The 16,913-nt window shown below is 41.1% G+C and carries 23 protein-coding genes and 1 tRNA gene; 12 read left to right on the top strand and 12 right to left on the bottom strand.

Annotation, left to right across the window (positions count from 1 at the left end; genetic code table 11):
* Positions 1 to 5: 5 nt before the first annotated feature.
* The gene (gene queF / locus ACZ5GB_RS08600; protein WP_464326810.1) at positions 6 to 386 is read left to right on the top strand and encodes a preQ(1) synthase; all 381 of its coding nucleotides are present in this window, start codon (positions 6 to 8) and stop codon (positions 384 to 386) included.
* Here queF and ACZ5GB_RS08605 read toward each other — a convergent pair.
* From ACZ5GB_RS08605 to ACZ5GB_RS08615, 3 genes are read right to left on the bottom strand one after another with little or no spacing between them, the layout of a single operon-like run.
* Complete coding sequence (locus tag ACZ5GB_RS08605) at positions 361 to 2,286, bottom strand: transglutaminase TgpA family protein (protein ID WP_464326811.1); 1,926 nt, start codon at positions 2,284 to 2,286, stop codon at positions 361 to 363. The genes queF and ACZ5GB_RS08605 overlap by 26 nt on opposite strands.
* Complete coding sequence (locus ACZ5GB_RS08610) at positions 2,264 to 3,373, bottom strand: HD domain-containing protein (RefSeq protein ID WP_464326812.1); 1,110 nt, start codon at positions 3,371 to 3,373, stop codon at positions 2,264 to 2,266. The genes ACZ5GB_RS08605 and ACZ5GB_RS08610 overlap by 23 nt, the downstream gene beginning before the upstream one ends.
* Complete coding sequence (locus ACZ5GB_RS08615) at positions 3,334 to 4,212, bottom strand: hypothetical protein (protein ID WP_464326813.1); 879 nt, start codon at positions 4,210 to 4,212, stop codon at positions 3,334 to 3,336. The genes ACZ5GB_RS08610 and ACZ5GB_RS08615 overlap by 40 nt, the downstream gene beginning before the upstream one ends.
* Positions 4,213 to 4,231: 19 nt before the next feature.
* Here ACZ5GB_RS08615 and pdxJ point away from each other — a divergent pair, with 19 nt between their 5' ends.
* The 8 genes from pdxJ to mraY are packed head-to-tail and all read left to right on the top strand — an operon-like array spanning position 4,232 to position 11,139.
* Positions 4,232 to 4,960 (top strand): pyridoxine 5'-phosphate synthase, encoded by a 729-nt coding sequence (pdxJ, locus tag ACZ5GB_RS08620; RefSeq protein WP_464326814.1) that lies wholly within the window; start codon positions 4,232 to 4,234, stop codon positions 4,958 to 4,960.
* 15 nt (positions 4,961 to 4,975) lie between these two features.
* Positions 4,976 to 5,233: a hypothetical protein gene (locus ACZ5GB_RS08625; protein WP_464326815.1), complete on the top strand. Its 258-nt coding sequence runs from the start codon at positions 4,976 to 4,978 to the stop codon at positions 5,231 to 5,233.
* 9 nt (positions 5,234 to 5,242) lie between these two features.
* The gene (locus ACZ5GB_RS08630) at positions 5,243 to 6,088 is read left to right on the top strand and encodes a hypothetical protein (protein ID WP_464326816.1); all 846 of its coding nucleotides are present in this window, start codon (positions 5,243 to 5,245) and stop codon (positions 6,086 to 6,088) included.
* Positions 6,089 to 6,097: 9 nt separating this feature from the next.
* A complete protein-coding gene (locus tag ACZ5GB_RS08635) occupies positions 6,098 to 6,685 on the top strand; it encodes a sulfurtransferase TusA family protein (RefSeq protein WP_464326817.1) in 588 nt (195 codons plus the stop codon).
* Between the two features lie 59 nt (positions 6,686 to 6,744).
* Entirely contained in the window at positions 6,745 to 7,458 is a 714-nt protein-coding gene (trpC, locus tag ACZ5GB_RS08640; RefSeq protein ID WP_464327831.1) for an indole-3-glycerol phosphate synthase TrpC, read from the top strand.
* Between the two features lie 15 nt (positions 7,459 to 7,473).
* Positions 7,474 to 9,468, top strand: a complete 1,995-nt coding sequence (locus tag ACZ5GB_RS08645) for a KUP/HAK/KT family potassium transporter (RefSeq protein WP_464326818.1) — start codon at positions 7,474 to 7,476, stop codon at positions 9,466 to 9,468.
* Positions 9,469 to 9,485: 17 nt separating this feature from the next.
* The gene (locus ACZ5GB_RS08650; RefSeq protein WP_464326819.1) at positions 9,486 to 10,058 is read left to right on the top strand and encodes an RNA methyltransferase; all 573 of its coding nucleotides are present in this window, start codon (positions 9,486 to 9,488) and stop codon (positions 10,056 to 10,058) included.
* Position 10,059: 1 nt separating this feature from the next.
* Positions 10,060 to 11,139 (top strand): phospho-N-acetylmuramoyl-pentapeptide-transferase, encoded by a 1,080-nt coding sequence (gene mraY, locus ACZ5GB_RS08655; RefSeq protein ID WP_464326820.1) that lies wholly within the window; start codon positions 10,060 to 10,062, stop codon positions 11,137 to 11,139.
* Here mraY and ACZ5GB_RS08660 read toward each other — a convergent pair.
* Positions 11,131 to 11,508 carry a DUF192 domain-containing protein gene (locus tag ACZ5GB_RS08660; protein WP_464326821.1) on the bottom strand — a complete coding sequence of 126 codons (378 nt, stop codon included), beginning with the start codon at positions 11,506 to 11,508 and terminating at the stop codon, positions 11,131 to 11,133. The two genes, mraY and ACZ5GB_RS08660, sit on opposite strands and share 9 nt — an antisense overlap.
* 20 nt (positions 11,509 to 11,528) lie before the next feature.
* Here ACZ5GB_RS08660 and ACZ5GB_RS08665 point away from each other — a divergent pair, with 20 nt between their 5' ends.
* The 3 genes from ACZ5GB_RS08665 (at position 11,529) to ACZ5GB_RS08675 (ending at position 12,345) form a co-directional block, all read left to right on the top strand.
* A complete protein-coding gene (locus ACZ5GB_RS08665) occupies positions 11,529 to 11,957 on the top strand; it encodes a Fur family transcriptional regulator (protein ID WP_464326822.1) in 429 nt (142 codons plus the stop codon).
* Positions 11,936 to 12,250, top strand: coding sequence for a 4a-hydroxytetrahydrobiopterin dehydratase (locus ACZ5GB_RS08670; protein ID WP_464326823.1), 315 nt, complete (start codon positions 11,936 to 11,938; stop codon positions 12,248 to 12,250). The genes ACZ5GB_RS08665 and ACZ5GB_RS08670 overlap by 22 nt, the downstream gene beginning before the upstream one ends.
* 17 nt (positions 12,251 to 12,267) lie before the next feature.
* A tRNA-Asp gene (locus ACZ5GB_RS08675) sits at positions 12,268 to 12,345 on the top strand.
* Position 12,346: 1 nt separating this feature from the next.
* Here the strand turns inward: ACZ5GB_RS08675 and ACZ5GB_RS08680 are convergent.
* The 8 genes from ACZ5GB_RS08680 to flgG are packed head-to-tail and all read right to left on the bottom strand — an operon-like array spanning position 12,347 to position 16,902.
* The gene (locus ACZ5GB_RS08680) at positions 12,347 to 12,574 is read right to left on the bottom strand and encodes a DUF2905 domain-containing protein (RefSeq protein ID WP_464326824.1); all 228 of its coding nucleotides are present in this window, start codon (positions 12,572 to 12,574) and stop codon (positions 12,347 to 12,349) included.
* Entirely contained in the window at positions 12,571 to 13,617 is a 1,047-nt protein-coding gene (gene flhB / locus ACZ5GB_RS08685; RefSeq protein WP_464326825.1) for a flagellar biosynthesis protein FlhB, read from the bottom strand. Before flhB ends, ACZ5GB_RS08680 begins: the two co-directional genes overlap by 4 nt.
* Before the next feature lie 2 nt (positions 13,618 to 13,619).
* Entirely contained in the window at positions 13,620 to 14,378 is a 759-nt protein-coding gene (gene fliR, locus ACZ5GB_RS08690) for a flagellar biosynthetic protein FliR (protein WP_464326826.1), read from the bottom strand.
* Complete coding sequence (fliQ, locus tag ACZ5GB_RS08695; protein WP_464326827.1) at positions 14,375 to 14,644, bottom strand: flagellar biosynthesis protein FliQ; 270 nt, start codon at positions 14,642 to 14,644, stop codon at positions 14,375 to 14,377. The genes fliR and fliQ overlap by 4 nt, the downstream gene beginning before the upstream one ends.
* Entirely contained in the window at positions 14,641 to 15,372 is a 732-nt protein-coding gene (gene fliP, locus ACZ5GB_RS08700) for a flagellar type III secretion system pore protein FliP (protein WP_464326828.1), read from the bottom strand. The genes fliQ and fliP overlap by 4 nt, the downstream gene beginning before the upstream one ends.
* Complete coding sequence (locus ACZ5GB_RS08705; RefSeq protein WP_464326829.1) at positions 15,353 to 15,628, bottom strand: hypothetical protein; 276 nt, start codon at positions 15,626 to 15,628, stop codon at positions 15,353 to 15,355. Before ACZ5GB_RS08705 ends, fliP begins: the two co-directional genes overlap by 20 nt.
* Entirely contained in the window at positions 15,625 to 16,098 is a 474-nt protein-coding gene (locus ACZ5GB_RS08710; RefSeq protein WP_464326830.1) for a flagellar basal body-associated FliL family protein, read from the bottom strand. Before ACZ5GB_RS08710 ends, ACZ5GB_RS08705 begins: the two co-directional genes overlap by 4 nt.
* Before the next feature lie 15 nt (positions 16,099 to 16,113).
* Positions 16,114 to 16,902 carry a flagellar basal-body rod protein FlgG gene (gene flgG, locus ACZ5GB_RS08715; protein ID WP_464326831.1) on the bottom strand — a complete coding sequence of 263 codons (789 nt, stop codon included), beginning with the start codon at positions 16,900 to 16,902 and terminating at the stop codon, positions 16,114 to 16,116.
* Positions 16,903 to 16,913: the final 11 nt, after the last annotated feature.

Below are 16,913 nucleotides of genomic sequence, written 5' to 3' on the forward strand. Positions count from 1 at the left end.
ATCCTATGGAAAAGAAGTATGGAGAGATTGCTATAGAGCAGGCGGAGCTGGAAGCTTGGGACAATCCTACACCAGAAAGGAACTATATGATTGAGATTACCTTTCCAGAGTTTTCCTGCCTTTGTCCCCGCTCTGGCTATCCAGACTATGCCACCATAAAGATAAGATACATACCGGACAAAAAGATAGTGGAGCTAAGGTCCCTAAAGCTTTGGCTAAACAAGTTTAGAAACAGGTATATCTCTCACGAGCAGGCCACAAACGAGATATATTCAGCCCTCTACGAGCTTTTAAAGCCCAGATTTTTGGAAGTAATAGGAGATTTCAATCCAAGGGGAAACGTGCATACAGTTATAAAAATCAGGAGCGACGAGAACTACGGATAAGATCTTTTAACTTGCTTAAGGCCCTGTAGCCTTCCCTTATCTCATCTGGATAGACCTTGTAGGGGGAGTATTTGTACCTTTGGTATATGGAAAGGATAAACTTGACCAACTTGTAGTATTCTTTGTCTTTGCAAGAGGAGAGTATCTCTTCAGGGAGGGCATCCTCCTTTATTATGCCTTCTTTTACAAGCAGGGCTTTTGTCCTACCGTATAGGTTCTCCGGCGTTCTTCTCTGTTTTAGGACAAAAAGGACAGTCAAATAAAGACCGGCTGTGAATACCAAAAGATAAAAGGCTTGCAAAAACCTCTTCCTTAGGCTTTCCAGCTTTAATTCAGACTTTAAACCTTCCCCAATGTTTTTAAAAAGCCTTATCTGCTTTTCGGAAGAATATCCCACCACATTGGAATACCAAAAGCTAACTATGTAGTCCCTTATGAGGGCAAGGGTGGATATTCTTTTGACGGCTGGGGGTATGTAGGGTGGTGTGGTATCCACCCTTATCCATTCTCCGTTAACGTAGGCCTCTACCCACACATGGGCCATAGAGTTGGTAATTATATGATAGCCACCGTATTGGTTCCATAAGGCTCCTTTATAGCCACCCACCACCCTTGCTGGCACCCCCATAACTCTCAAAAGCAATGCGGTTGCGCTTGCATAGTATTCACAGTTGCCCTTTTTTGACACAAAAAGGAAGTAGTCAAGAGGGTCTCCTTCATACTTTTCAAGCTTTAAGGTATAGCTATAGCCTTTGGAAAAGTAATTTATAACCCTTTTTACCTTTTCCATATCATCCTTTACACCCTTTTCAAGCTCCCTTGCAAGCCTTTTTATGTTTGGGCTTATATCCTTTGGCACATCCAAGTACCTTTCTGGGCTTTCCTTTATATACATCTCCCTTGAGGAACTAAGCTTTACCCTTATGGTTCTGTTTATCTCCCTCTCAAGGCACAGAGTGTTTCCCGGTGTTATATAAGCATTGGCGCTTATGCCTTCCACTTTAAGGATGTTATAAGGATAATCAAGAGCTGGTATGATATTGTCAAAGGATGGCTCAATTACTAAGGTATAAACATATTCTCCCACACCGCTAGGTTGAGGCAGTGGCACCTCCTTTTCCTTAAGCCATGTGTGATTTTCATATCTATCAAAAACTACAGCCCTCCAGTATGGCTCTTTTAAGCTTGGTGGAAGCCCATAAACTCTAAAAGCAACCGTGTTGTCCTCCTGTATTTGTCCTACCTTTCCAAGGCTTACGCTATCGGCCAAGCCCGTTTTTAGACCACTACCTCTGGAAAAAAGGTCAAAAAGAGGAGCTTGGCTTCGTGGTAAAAAGAAGAAAAAGGCTGGAGTAAGGAAAAGCACAAACAAAAAGAAAATAAGGCTTACAAAGAAAAAGCTCCTGTAGCTAAGCCATCCAAGCCTTTTTTCTCCAACCTTTCTGTAGAGGTTTAAAAAAACAAGGGAAGTAAGGCCAAGAAAGCTATAGAGCAAAAAGACCAAAAGGAAGCTAAGGCTTAGGTTATAGGCCGTTGATATGGAAAGGGCAAAAAGGCCAAGAAGAAGTATTTGGTATAGGTCCCTTGGCTTTTTCTCCTCAAGGCTTTTTATGGAAAGAAGCAAAAGGACCACATGGGCAAAGGGTTTTAATAGGTCCTCAAGGCTCAAAAAGGACAAAAAGTAAAGGCTAAGTATAAAGCCAAAGAGGGTTAAGAATAGCCTTCTTATAGGATAAATACCTTTAAAATCCATATAAACGCCAAGAAGATAGACAAGAAGAAAGATAAAAAAGTAAAGGCTTTCAGCCACATTCCACAAGGAAAGTATGCCTATAAGGGCAGTAAGATGCACCAGAAAAAGGGTGATAAATCTGGAATTATCCATATACTTTGCGAACATAGCTTTTTACATCATCCTTGTGCTTAGGATGGGCGTATATTCTGTAAAATTCTATATCCCTTAGGGAAGAGACGAGGTGTGAAACTTCCCTAAGGCTTTTAAGCTTGCTCCCATCCCATAAGGGTATGTCCTCATCCAAAACTTTTTTGCTTATGTGGTCAAAGCGCAAAAGGTCCTCTTCATACTTCTCCAAAAGTCTGTCTTTTACATATTCAAAAACCTCCTTTGAAGAGGTAAAGAACACCTCCCTGTAATGCTCTCTACCCAGAATCCTCCTCACCCTTTCTTCTTCATGCCTGTCCAACATAAGGGATATAACATGATTGTCCGTTTTTCTGTGAAAATCCCTTGGGTCCAGAAGGCCCTCTTTAAAAAAGTCTTCAATGACCTCCTTTAGATGTATGTTTAGTATGCGCACAACCTTATGGAAATAGACCTGAGAGTACATAAAGTACCTGCCAAGTATAAAGCTTTCCAAGGACCTTAGGGCGCTAATATGAACACACTTCTTACCATCTATTAAAAGTATGTTCTCAAGGAGCCTGCTGTAATCAAAAAAGCCATAGGAAGTGCCACAAAAGTAGGCATCCCTCCTAAGATAATCCATCCTGTCTGCACCAAACTCTCCCGTTATTATCTTTGGAAAGCTCTTATCCTTCTTAAAGGCTATACGCACAATTATGTTGATCTCTTCATCTGTGTATCCACAATCCTTTAGAATGTCCGCCACACCTTCCTCAAAGATAACCCTTTCGCCTATGTTTTCGTGGCTTTTGTCTCCAAGAAGGACCTCTGTAGTGTGAGAAAAGGGCGTATGCCCTACGTCGTGCAAAAGACCTGCAAGCCTAAAAAGGCTATAAAGTCTTTCATCCTTAAGGTCAAGGCTTTTAAAAAGCCTCCCCGCCAGTTCCATGGTGCCAAGGGAGTGTTCAAACCTACTGTGCTGTGCGGACGGAAAGACAAGGTAGGTTATACCCAGCTGTTTTATAAACCTTAGCCTTTGTATTGGGAAGCTGTTTATTACCTTAGTCTCACATTGGTCCGCTTTTATAAGCTGATGTATTGGGTCCGAAAACTCTTTGAACATAAGGCTTCCTCAAAGGAATAAAGGTTATTATCCCTCCTTTTGAATATTTTACTTGCAAATCTTTTAAGACTACCAAATATCCTACCGAACCAGTTTTCCCCTCTGTCCATATGCTTTACAAACTCAATCTTTATTGGACCTATACTTTGACCTTTTTCAACCCTTCTTAGCATATTTTCCACATCTTTCCTAAGCTTTAGTATGTTTATGCTATAAAAAACATTCCCCAGATCCTCAAGGTCCCGCACCAATTCTTTTAAAACAGCAATTGTGTTTAATTTTTCAATATAAAGGCTGGAAAGCCTGTCCAAAACTCTAAAATACGGAGCTTCAGAGGTGTACCTTTCAACGCATACTTCACAGTAATTTTTCACCTCTTGGTAAAGGCCTTCGTTAAACATAAGCGTGGATATTACTACTGCATCTTGTGCAGTCATATACCTTCTGTATATCATAGCCCTGCTAAGTATATTCCATAGCTTTAGGGCTTTATGGCCTATATCTTCAATTTGATTCAGGTATTCATGCCTAAGGCTTATAAGGTATATCCCTCCTTCTTCCACTTTGTATATATCCTTGCCCATATACACGTTGCCATATAAGTCGGATATAACAAATATGTTCATGCCAACCAAAAGGTCCTTCCAATAACTTCTTGCCTTTTGAAAGTTCCTATAGGCACAAGAAAGAAACCTGTTCAACTCTACATGAAAGCTATCCTCCCTTCTAACAAGTTGTAGGTAGCACATAAGGTAATAGACCATCTCCTTTTTTGATGGGTCTTCCAACACCTCCAAAAGCAGGTTGCTTAAGGGGTCCCTTTCCTTTATCTCCAGCATAGTTATAATATAAACCTTGATGAGGCTCGGTGTAAATATAGACCATGTGGCAACCGTAAGGCAGGCCAGGAGGACCTTTGAACCAAGCCCACTTTTTGCAGCCCTTTTGGCCCAGCAAGCGGGAGCCCATCAGATAACCCTTCACCTCAGAGAAGACAGAAGGCACATTCAAGAAGAAGACTTGGAATTAATAAAAAGGTCTGTCCATGTGCCAATAAACCTTGAAATGGCACCAACAAAGGAGATGAAAGAGATAGCCTTAAGGGTAAGACCGAACAGGATAACTCTGGTGCCAGAAAGGAGGGAAGAGATCACCACAGAAGGTGGCCTTGATGTGGCAAAGATGAAGGACTATTTAAAAGAGTATCTTAAGGATTTTAAAGAGGCCAACATAGAGGTCTCTATATTTATAGAGGCGGAAGAAAGTCAAGTGTATGCGAGCAAGGAAGTAGGCGCAGACGCCATAGAATTACACACAGGCAGGTATGCAAACCTCTTCAACGCCCACCTTATAGAGGAGGCAAAAAGAGAGCTTGAAAGGTTAAAAGAAGCAGGTTTAAAGGCAAGGTCTCTCGGTTTAAGGGTCTATGCAGGCCATGGCCTTACATATAAAAATACCCCCCTCTTGGTAAAGGAGCTAAAGGATGTGGTAGAGGAGCTAAACGTGGGACATTCTATCATATCCAACGCTATCCTTTGGGGTATGGAAAGGGCGGTGGAAGAGTTCTTGAAGCTGATAAGACTGTGAGATATATTTTAAAGCATGGGGAAAAAGGAAAAGCTGGAACAAGAAAGCCTTGAGGAGCAAGTAGAAGAGCTAAGGAAGGATGTTTTTAAGGTCTTTGAGCTTTTGCTTCCACCAAAGGAGATAAGGAGGGAAGTGATGAAGAATCTATATACAATAGAGCTTTCCTTTTGGAAGATCCTCAAAACGCTTGTAGATTATGAAGTGAGCAAGCTGGAAGGAAAAATAGAGAAAAGGGAAAAGAAAGAAAAGGTAAAAAGAATTGAAGTGGAGTAAAATATTACCGTGCTGAGGGATATAGCTTTAATCTCCTTGGTGCTTAGGGTGCTGGTCTTTAGCTACTTTATTACAATTTCTATTGGCAAACCACCCACCAAGCAAGCCCTAATAATAATACCTTCCGTAATATACCTGCTGGTTAGTATGTATAACTTCTTGTACCCTGGAAAGTTAAAAATATTCAAAAGTTATGGAGATCTAATTTTTATACCAATTTTGGCCTTTTTATCTGGACAAAAGGAATCCTTCTTGACTTTTTTACCATTTATATCCCTTAATACAAGCAGGAAGATATTTCAAGGTACTCTCTTTCTTTGGTTATCTATTATCTTTTCTCTTTACCACTATGGTAAGGTTGGGCTTACAATTTTACCCTTGCTTATAGGTATTTACATAGCTTCCATACATCCAGATCTAATAGAAGCTCTTAGAAAAGAAAGGTTCTATATAAAGAACCTGCGAAAAGCATACCACAAAATGATTTCTGATTATGGTAGGTTAGAAAAAGAACTATCAAGCATTAAAATGTATGCCTCTCTTTTGGATAAGATTGAAGAAAGTTCAAGCCTTGAACATTATCTTAGGTCTATAAAAGAAGAGTTCAATCTAAAGGCGATAAGGATTGTACCAATTTACGAGGACAGTTCTAAGGAGATAGACCCATCCACATATAGCTTCCATGTACCCATAGAACTTGAAAAGGGGAAGGCCAAAGTAAGCTTTTACTTTAATAATCCCTTAGAGCTTTACGATAAGGAGCTGTTAAAAAACCTTGAAAAAGCCAGTAAGCTTATAAATTTATACATAGAAGGCTTTGAAGAAAAGTCCAAAGCTAAGGTGATAGCGGTGTGAGGTGAAGCCATGAAGACGATGGAAGAGGTTAAAGAAGAACACCTTGACCTAACTGGGCTTATGTGTCCTTTACCTGTGGTTATAACATCGGAGAAGATGAGAAAATTACAAGAGGGGCAAACCCTCACCGTTATATCCACAGACCCAGGCTTTGAAAGGGACATTATGAGCTGGTGTTTGCAAACGGGCAACGAGCTTGTCAAACTTAAAAAAGAGGATGGTAAGGTTATAGCCGTTCTAAGGAAGAGGTCTCAGGCTATAGAGCCAAGCCTTTGGTATTGGATAAAGTTCCACTCCCTTGGAGTAAAGCTCCACGTAAGGCATATACTCATGCAGATAAACCCCTTCAGCAAAAAACCAGACCACTTTATAACCTTTACGGCAATATCGGAAGGCACAAGGGCAGAAAAGCACCTTAAAGGAAAGGCTAAACTTATACCCATACCCGATGAGATAGACCCAAGGTGTGGAGTGGTTTTGGCTGTGCATGGCTTTGGAAAGGCCAAGGAGATCTATGAAGAGTTAAAAAGGGAAGGCTTTGGCGTGGAAGCCATATACAAGAAGGAAGGAAAGGAATACAGGAGGGTCTATCCATAGGAGTTTTAGAAAGGATACTTGAGCAGAAGAGGAAAGAGATAAACACATCTTTAGAGTATATAAAAGAGCTTGAAGGCCTTATAAAGGAGAGAAAAGACTACTACCCTTTTGAGAAGGCCTTAACCTCCTGTAGGACAAGGATAATTGCAGAGGTAAAAAGAGCCTCGCCATCGGAGGGCAAGATAAAGGATGTGTCCGCTGTGGACCAAGCAAAGGTCTATGAGAAAGCTGGAGCCATTGCCATTTCTGTCCTTACAGATAGAAGCTTTTTTAACGGTTCATTGGAGGACCTCCTTGAGGTAAGAAGGGCAGTGAGCCTTCCATTGCTCAGAAAGGACTTTATTTTGCATCCAGTGCAGGTGCTTGAGGCAAAGGCCTACGGCGGAGATATAGTTTTGCTTATAGTAAGAATCCTTGAGGATAGCCTTTTGAAGGATCTTCTTGATTATTCAAAGGAGCTTGGCCTCTCCCATATAGCGGAGGTCTTTTCTCTTGAGGAGGCAGAAAGAGCCTTAAAGGCAGGAGCCTACATAATAGGCATAAACAACAGAGACCTTGATACTTTAAGGGTGGATGTAAGCCTATCGGAAAGGCTTGCACCAAAGATAAAGGAGATGGGCGCCAGGTTTGTGATCGCTGAAAGTGGCATAGATAATAGGGAGCAGATCCTAAAGCTGGAAAACCTTGGAGTGGATGCCTTCCTCATTGGCACAAGCCTTATGAAAAGCCAAGACCCCTTCAAAAAGCTAAAAGAGCTTTTGGGCTATGTTTAAAATATATCTTTAGGGATGTTAAAAGAAATAAGGGATATCATAAGAGCTATTGGAGCAGTCTTTGGCGACATTGGAACAAGCCCAATATATAATATATCTTTAGGGATGTTAAAAGAAATAAGGGATATCATAAGAGCTATTGGAGCAGTCTTTGGCGACATTGGAACAAGCCCAATATATAATATATCTTTAGGGATGTTAAAAGAAATAAGGGATATCATAAGAGCTATTGGAGCAGTCTTTGGCGACATTGGAACAAGCCCAATATATACACTAACAGTCCTTATGCTACTCACAAAACCAGAAAAGGACCAGATGGTAGGCATAGCATCTCTCATAATTTGGACGCTAATCATACTGGTTTCTGTTCAATATGCATGGCTTGCCATGAACCTAAGCATAAAAGGGGAGGGTGGAATAGTAGTTTTGGGCGAAATAGCCAAGTCTCTTACAAAAAACCAAAAACTTAGAAAACTTTATAGGGCTTTAATAGTGTTGGGCCTTAGCTTCCTTATGGGAGATGGTGTAATCACACCAGCCATAACCATCCTAAGCTCTTCCGAGGGTATAAGGCTTATCCCTGGATTTGAAAACATGCCCCAATCGGAAGTAATTCTCATAGCCATAATCATAACAATAGCACTCTTTTCCATTCAAAGTAAGGGAACGGGCAAGATAGGCAGTTTCTTTGGACCCATAATGGTCCTTTGGTTTACTTCCATAGGTATAATAGGACTTTACTATATTTTACAAGCACCACAGGTCATAAAAGCCCTTAGTCCCCACTACGCCATTGAGTTTTTAATATCAAACCCGCTGAAAGGCTTTATAGCCCTATCCGAGGTTATTTTGGCAGCTACAGGAGGAGAGGCCCTATACGCAGATATGGGGCATCTCGGAAGGGTATCTATAAGAAGGGCATGGGTCTTTGTGTTTTTTATGTTAACTTTAAACTATCTTGGACAGGTGGCTTTTGTCATACTTAACACCACTGTAGAGGGACAATCTATATTTTTTGCATCAGCAAAAGCATTACTGGGAGATAGATTTTATATACCTTTTCTTTTACTCGTAATAGTAGCCGGCATCATAGCCTCCCAAGCCCTCATAAGCGGTGTCTTTTCCATTGTATTTCAGGCTATAAACACAAGGATAGCTCCACTTCTTAATGTAAAACACACATCCACAGAGATAAGCACACAGATATACATACCAGCGGTAAATTGGGCCTTAATGTTGGGTGTTATATTTATGCATTTCAACTTCAAAACTTCAGACAATATGGCTGCAGCTTACGGCTTTGCTGTTATAACAACCATGAGCATCACTGGATTTTTCCTTATAATCATTTACCTGTTTAAAAGATCCTATATTCACTTTTTTATTTCCCTATTCTTATTCCTTGTAGATATAGTTTTTTGGTTATCAAGTAGCACAAAAATACCTCACGGCGCATACTGGTCTATCTTCTTTGCTTTTGTGCCATTATCTGTTATGACGCTTTATATAAAAGGCCAAGGAAAACTCTACAAAAACATGGAGTTCAAACCATTTAAAGACTTTGTTATTGAATATGAAGAAATTTATAAAAGATCGCCAAAGATAGAAGGCACAGCCATATTTTTGATAAGGGATTTAAAGGCTATACCTCCCTACGTTATACAAACAATGTTTGACCATGGCATTCTATACAAAGATAATGTATTTCTCTCCTTAATAAAAAGGGATGAGCCTTTTGGTACCGAGACTTTTGTAAAGGGAAGTATAGCGGAAGGTCTCAGGCTCGTTGAGATAAGGTATGGATATATGGAGGTTTTGGATATTGATAAAGAACTCTCAAAGGTTGGAATAAGAGAAAGGGTCATCTTCTACGGCGTTGAACACATATATACGGATAAACTCCTGTGGAAAATCTTTAGCTGGATAAAACGTTCCACGCCAAGCTTTGTGGAGTTTTACAGGTTTCCACATAAAAAACTGCACGGAGTGGCAGTTAGAGTTGAGTTTTAGGTTATAATAAGGAATTTATGATAAACCATAATGTTTTTATTGCTCTTCTTCACTTCCCAGCCATGGATAAGGAAGGGAGGAGCATCATAACCTCTTTTACCACCATGGACCTTCATGATATTGCAAGGCCTGCAAGGGCCTATGAGATAAACACCTACTATATAGTACAGCCAGTGGATGGCCAAAGGATGATAATTAGAAAGCAGATAGACTATTGGCTTTCAGAGGAGGGTCAAAAGACAAACCCTACAAGGAATGAGGTGGTAAAGCTTGTAAAGCTATGTTATACCTTTGAAGAGGTGCTTGAGGATATAATAGCAACAAGGGGCAAAAAGCCGGTGGTTGTTGGCACAGATGCAAGAACTTACCCAAACACCGTATCTTACAAATGGCTTTCGGAAGAAATAAATAAAAGGGAAAGGGACTTTTTGATAGTTTTTGGAACAGGCCATGGTATTCCCCCATCCCTTATGAACACCTTTGACTACATCCTTGAGCCTATATACGGTGCTGGAGACTGGAACCATCTCTCTGTTAGGAACGCCGTTGCCATAATACTTGACAGACTCCTAAGCAGGAACAGGTGCTAAGATGCTATACCATTTAGCCCTTTACCTTAGAGATTACTTCTTTGTCTTCAATGTGTTTAAATACATAACCTTTAGGTCCTTTTTGGCTGTGCTTATAGCCTTCACAATAACGCTCATACTTACACCCTTTTTTATGAAAAAGATGAAGGCCATACAAAGGCTTTTTAAAGGTTATATAAGAGAATATACTCCAGAGGGGCATTTGGTAAAAAGATACGTTCCCACCATGGGTGGCCTTATCATAGTGCTTTCTGTTCTACTTTCCTCTCTTTTACTTATGAGGCTTGACCTTTTATATTTTTGGATAATAACCTTTTGTATTTTGGGCTTTGCCCTCATTGGCCTTTGGGATGATATGGTAAAACTAAGGAACAAAAAAGGTATATCAGCCAAGAAAAAATTCATAGCCCAAGTGTTTGTAGCTGGCATAACTGCCTTTTTTATATATATGCACGGTGATATTAATACAAAGCTCTATTTCCCTCTGTTTAAAAACCTACAGATTGACCTTGGCATCCTTTACATACCCTTTGCCATGTTTGTTATAGTGGCCACATCAAACGCCGTAAACCTAACAGATGGGCTTGATGGCCTTGCTATTGGACCTGTTATGACCACAGCTGCAAGCCTTGGTATAGTTGCCTACGCAACGGGGCATATGGGCATAGCCAACTACCTTAACATTCCCTATGTGCCTTATGCAGGAGACCTTACCATCTTGTGCTTTGCCATAGTAGGTGCTGGACTGGGCTTTTTGTGGTTCAATGCCTTTCCTGCACAGCTTTTTATGGGAGATGTGGGGGCCCTTTCCTTGGGGGCTGGGCTTGGGGTTATAGCCTTGGTCTCCAAGTCGGAGCTTTTACTTCCTATAGCTGGTGGTATTTTTGTCTTTGAAACCCTTTCAGTAATACTTCAAGTGGCATACTTTAAGATCACAAAAGGCAAAAGGCTGTTTAAGATGGCACCTTTTCACCATCACCTTGAACTATCTGGAGTTCCAGAACCAAAGATAGTTGTAAGGATGTGGATCATATCACTTCTGCTTGGCATTCTGGCGTTGGCAATGCTAAAGCTAAGGTGAAAGCAATATACCCTTATAAACACACCTCCTGTCCTTAATAAGCTCCACAACAGCATCCACAGGCTTTGGAGAAGAAACTATTACTATTCCAGCCTTATCCACCGGTGGAAGATAGGACCTTCCTACAAGCTTATTACCCTCAATCCAGTACAGATCAAGCTCAAGGTAGGTGTTCTTGTTCCAAAAATGCCTTATCCTTTTGTCTTTATAAACAAAAACCATACCATCATAACCCACAAGGTACCTATACCCCATAAGGCCCTTTTCTCGTTCCTCTTGTGTGTCTGCCACCATGAGCCTGCAAGTAGGAAATTGCATATCCTTAGCCAAAGCAAGGAAAGAGAGTATGATATTGAAAATTATTAGCATGTGGTTTATATTATATACTTATGCTTAAAGAGGAAAAAATTAAGGAGTTTATAGAGGCTTGTAAGAATATGGGGCTAAAGATTACGCCCCAAAGGGTGGCGGTGTATGAGGTGCTTCTTAGCAGGGATGACCATCCTACTGTGGAGGATATATACAACGAGATAAAGAAGAAATACCCCTTTGTATCTCTTGCAACCGTATACAGAACGGTGGAAACTCTTGAAGAGCTTGGATTTGTCAAAAAGGTGGCCTACTGGGGTGGTTCTGTACGCTACGATGCCAACACGAGCGACCACCATCACCTTATATGTACCCAATGCGGAGCCATAAAGGATATAGAGTTTTGCATAGATTGGAATCCTCCACAGTATATGGAAGGTTATAAGGTGCATAACTACTCCCTGCATATATACGGGGTATGCCCTAAATGCCAGGCGATGGAGAATTGAGAGTATATTCAAGGCAAGAGATAGAAGAGGGCCTAAAGGCCCTTCCCGAGTGGAAACACCAAGATAACTACCTAATAAGGGAATACAATACAAAAAACTGGAAAGAAACTGTTTTTCTTTTTAATGCAATAGCAAGCCTTGCGGAAGCTCATTGGCATCATCCAGATGTGGAAGTAAGCTTTAAAAAACTCAAAATAAGGCTAACAACACACGAGACTGGCGGTATTACAGAAAAGGACTTTAACTTAGCATTGGAAATAGAAAAACTGGCTACACTTCTTCTAAAAAGGTGATATAATATAAATCTGTAGGAGCCGTAGTTCAGCCCGGTCAGAACGCCGGCCTGTCAAGCCGGAGGGCGCGGGTTCAAGTCCCGTCGGCTCCGCCACTTATCTTTTCAAAAGATTTACCAAAAGCATAAGAAGTAAAGAAAAAAGTATGCTTAACACCAAAGAAGTGGCTATAGGGAAATAGAAGGTAAAGCCATCCCTTTTTATAAGTATGTCTCCCGGAAGCCTTCCAAGCCCAAAGGGTAACTTTTCAAAAAAGGTAAGCAGAAGGCCTAAGATTATAAGGATAAGGCCCATAAGCAACAGAACTTTACCCATTTCACTCATACCGCCACCCTCTTCTTCCTAAACATTATAAAGGCTATTATCTCTGCCACAGCCTTATAAAACCTTGGTGGTATCTCTTCACCAACTTCAACCAAAGGATACATGGCCCTTGCCAACTCTTCCTTTCTAATTATTGGAACGCCATGCTCTTGAGCCACCTCAATTATCCTTTCTGCCACGATACCCTTTCCCTTTGCCAAAACCTTGGGAGCCTTATCACCCCTTTCTGGGTCATACCTAAGGGCTATGGCTATGTGGGTTGGGTTTGTTATGACCACGCTCGCCTTTGGCACCTCTTGCATCATCCTTCCACGGGCAAGCTGTCTCATCCTTCTTTTTATCGCACCTTTTATCTGTGGGTTGCCCTCATGCTGTTTGTACTCTTCCTTTACCTCCTCCTTACTCATCCTTATCCTTCTTTCATAGTCCCACCTCTTATATCCATAATCAAGGACGGATATTAGTATGGCAAAGATGCTTAGCGTTATCACTATCTTAAAGATGAGCTTAAGTAGATAGAGTATAAAGCTAAGGGCGTCCTCGGAGGGCGCAGTAAGCAGATGGTCTATATCTCCTTTTACAAGAAAGTAGGAAACTATGATAAACAAGGAAACCTTTAGTGTATTCTTTACAAGCTCAAATAGGGTGTTTAAAGAGAACAATCTTTTTAATCCTTCAAAGGGGTTTAATCTTTCCCACTTAAACTGTAGAGGTTTTAAGGTAAAAATAAAGCCAAACTGTCCTATATGAACAAGTATGACCGCAAGCACTGCTATTAGGAAAAAGGGAAGAAGCAACCGTGGAAGGCTTTGGCTCAACAATCCAAAGATTGAAGAATATCCTACATATGGGTTTTCCATAATAAGGCGTATAAGGCCGACAACTTCATAGAAGAGATAGGCACCGGTGAAGAAAAGGACTATAGAGGATAAAAAGACAGTAATAGAAGAGGCAAGCTCTGGGCTTTTTGCTACATTTCCTTCCTCCCTAAGCTTCCTACGCCTATAAGGCGTAGCCTTTTCTGTTTTATTCTCTTGCGCCATATTTAACCACCAAGAAGGGCTACGAATTTAATTATATACTCCCTTGTATGAGAAGAGAAGGCCCAAAGTATAACAGGCATGGAAAGTATAAGCACCCAAAGGCCTATAAATATCTGTATAGGAAGGCCCACAATAAAAACGTTTATCTGTGGAATAAACCTGTTTACTAAGGCAAGTATTAAGTTAAAAAGTAGCATCACAACCATAACTGGAAGGGCTACTTTGAAGGCCAAAAGAAAGCTCTCATAAAAAAAGTTTAGAAAGAACTCAGAGTTTATACTATAAATACTAAAGGCGCCGGGGGGCATTCTTTCAAAGCTTTTTACCATAGCAAGCAGAACGATCTCTGTACCGCCAAGGGATAAAAAGATAAGCGTGGCAAGGAGGGAAAAGAAGAAGGAAATTACCGTAGTTTGGGGCTGTTGAGGGTTAAAAATTGTGGCCAAGCTAAGGCCCATGTTTATGCTTATAAACTCACCGGCCATCTGCATGGCATCAAAAAGTAGCCTAAGCATGAGGCCAGCAGTAAAGCCAAAAAGAAACTCTTTTAGCAAGGCTAAGAAAAAGTGGGCTGTGGTTGGAAACTCTAAGGGCTTTATGTCAGAATAAAGAAAAAGGGCAAAGCCTAAGGCCGTTGCAAGGAAAAGCTTAAAGGTGTTTGGTATAAACTCCTTTCCAAAGACTGGAACCATTATAAGGAAGGTAGCAACCCTCATATAAACGAGGAAAAGGGTAAGAAGGGCGTTTATGTCCAAGGTCATCGGAACCAGGTGGGTATGTTTATTATTAACTCCTTTGTGTAGTCAAGCAGTTTGTTGAGCATCCATGCTCCAAGCACCAGAATTGTAATGTATGCTGCCACTATCTTGGGTATGTAGCTAAGGGTCATCTCTTGTATCTGTGTGGCCGATTGGAGTATGCTTATAACAAGGCCTACCAAAAAGGTAATAAGAAGGACGGGCGCGGATAGTATAAGGGCCATCTCAAGAGCCTTTTGTCCAAGGGATATAACCATATCTGGACTCATTGGTAGCTCCTTACAAGAGATAATACCACCAATTCCCATCCGTTGGCAAGCACAAAGAGCATTATCTTAAAGGGCAGGGAGATTATCTGCGGTGGTATCATTAGTATGCCTATGGATATGAGTATGGAGGCTACCACAAGGTCTATTATTAAAAAGGGAAGGTATAAAAGGAAGACTATCTGAAAGGCAGTGGTTATCTCGCTTACCATAAAGGCTGGTATTACCACGCTTAAGGGAATATCATCTGGTCCTTTTATCCTTTCCCTTTCCTCCTTTGGGAGGTTTGCCACATCAAGGAAGACCTTTAGGCTTTCTTTGCGTGTATTTTTAACCATAAAATCCTTTATTATGGATGAGGTCCTTTCAAAAAACACTTGGTCCGTTATCTGTCTTTTTAAGAGAGGTTGAAGAGCTTCCTGGTTTATCTGGTCAAAGACTGGCTTCATAATAAAGAAGGTAAGGAAAAGGGCAAGGGAAACTATAACCTGGTTTGGTGGCACGGTTGGAGTGCCAATGGCCTGCCTAAGAAGGGAAAGGACTATAACTATTCTTATGAAGGAGGTGGTCATTATGAGTATGGAGGGCGCAAGGGAAAGGATGGTAAGGAGGATAAGTAGCCTTATGGAGGTATCAAGCTGTCCTGTGCCAACCCTTAGGTCTATGTTTGGGATGATCTGCTGTGAAAAGGAAAGGCTAATAAATAAAAGGCTAAGTATTATCAGCTTCATCTTTGTATATCACCTCTACTGCGCCCTCACTCATGGCAACAACAAAGAGCTTGCCCTTTATCTCAAGCTCAATTAAGAACATATTCCTACCGATGGGAATTAGCCTTTTTAGCTTTATATCAGAACCTTTTTCTTCCTTTGTCCATCTTATCCTCTGTAAAAGTGGAAGAAGGTAAGGCAAAGTAATGAGTATAAGTACTATTACTATCCCAAGGGCCACAAGAACGCGTAAAAGGCTAAGGAAGAAGTCCGTCATGTGGTCTGCACTACAAACTCCGTAAAGTATATGTTCCTAACACCACCTTCAAAGAGTATGGTGTTTATCCTCTTTATAAGCTCAAGTCTAAGGTTTTCTCTTCCCTCTGGCGTCTTTACAAAGGATGAGGTTTTACTGCTTATCACATCAATGATGGCATCCTTTATTATGGGAAGCCTTTTTTCTACCTCTTGACGAACCTTTTCATCGGACAGTTCCAAGGTTATGGATACCCTCGCATAAGCATCCACATCCTTATCAGCAAGGTTAACAGTAAAGGTGCCAATTTCCATCATAACACCCACATGAGATGGTAATGGTGCCTTTTCTTCTTTTTTATCCTTCTTTGCAAAAAGGAAAAAATAAACACCTCCACCACCAGCCAGAAGTATTAAAAGAAAAGCAACTATAAAGATTAGCTTTGACTTTCCCTTTTTCTCCTCCCTTGCCTCTTTTACTTCTTCAGCCATGCATTAAATTATATACTATCTCCTTAGATTGGCAGTCTGGCCAAGCATTTCATCCGCTGCAGTTATGCCCTTTGTGTTAAACTCAAAGGCCCTCTGGGCTATTATAAGGTTTACCATCTCCTCCACTATATTCACGTTGGAGGCTTCTAAATAACCTTGAAGAAGCGTTCCCAAGCCCTGGTTTCCAGGGTTATCCACAATAGGCTCTCCAGAAGCGTCTGTTTGTATAAAAAGATTGTTGCCAATCCTACGAAGGCCTGCTGGGTTTACAAACTTGGCAAGCTCAATCCTTCCCACCTCTTCCACTGTGGTAGCTCCCTGTCTTAGAACAGTTACGGTTCCGTCTGGACCAATGCCTACGCTTATAGCATCCGGGGGTATGGTTATCTCTGGGTCCAGTGGGTAGCCATCTGGGTTAACTATCCTTCCGTCCGCATCAAGCCTAAACTGTCCATTCCTTGTATAGGCTATTGTGCCGTCTGGCATAACCACCTTAAAAAAGCCATCACCTTGAATGGCCACATCCAAGTTATTGCCAGTCTGTAAAATGTTCCCTTGTGTAAAAATCCCATAGGTGTCCGATACATAGGTTCCAAGACCCACTTGGAAGCCGGAGGGATTACGTGTGGCTGGTGATGTGGGAGCTCCTGGGTCCCTTATTGTTTGATAGACTAAGTCCTGAAAGGTTGCCCTCATCTTCTTAAAGCCCACAGTGTTAACGTTTGCCATGTTGTGAGATATTACATCAAGGTTTGTTTGCTGGGCTGTCATACCCGATGCTGAGGTCCATAAGGCTCTAAACATATTACCCCTCC

The sequence above is a fragment of the Hydrogenobacter subterraneus genome, from assembly GCF_055390195.1.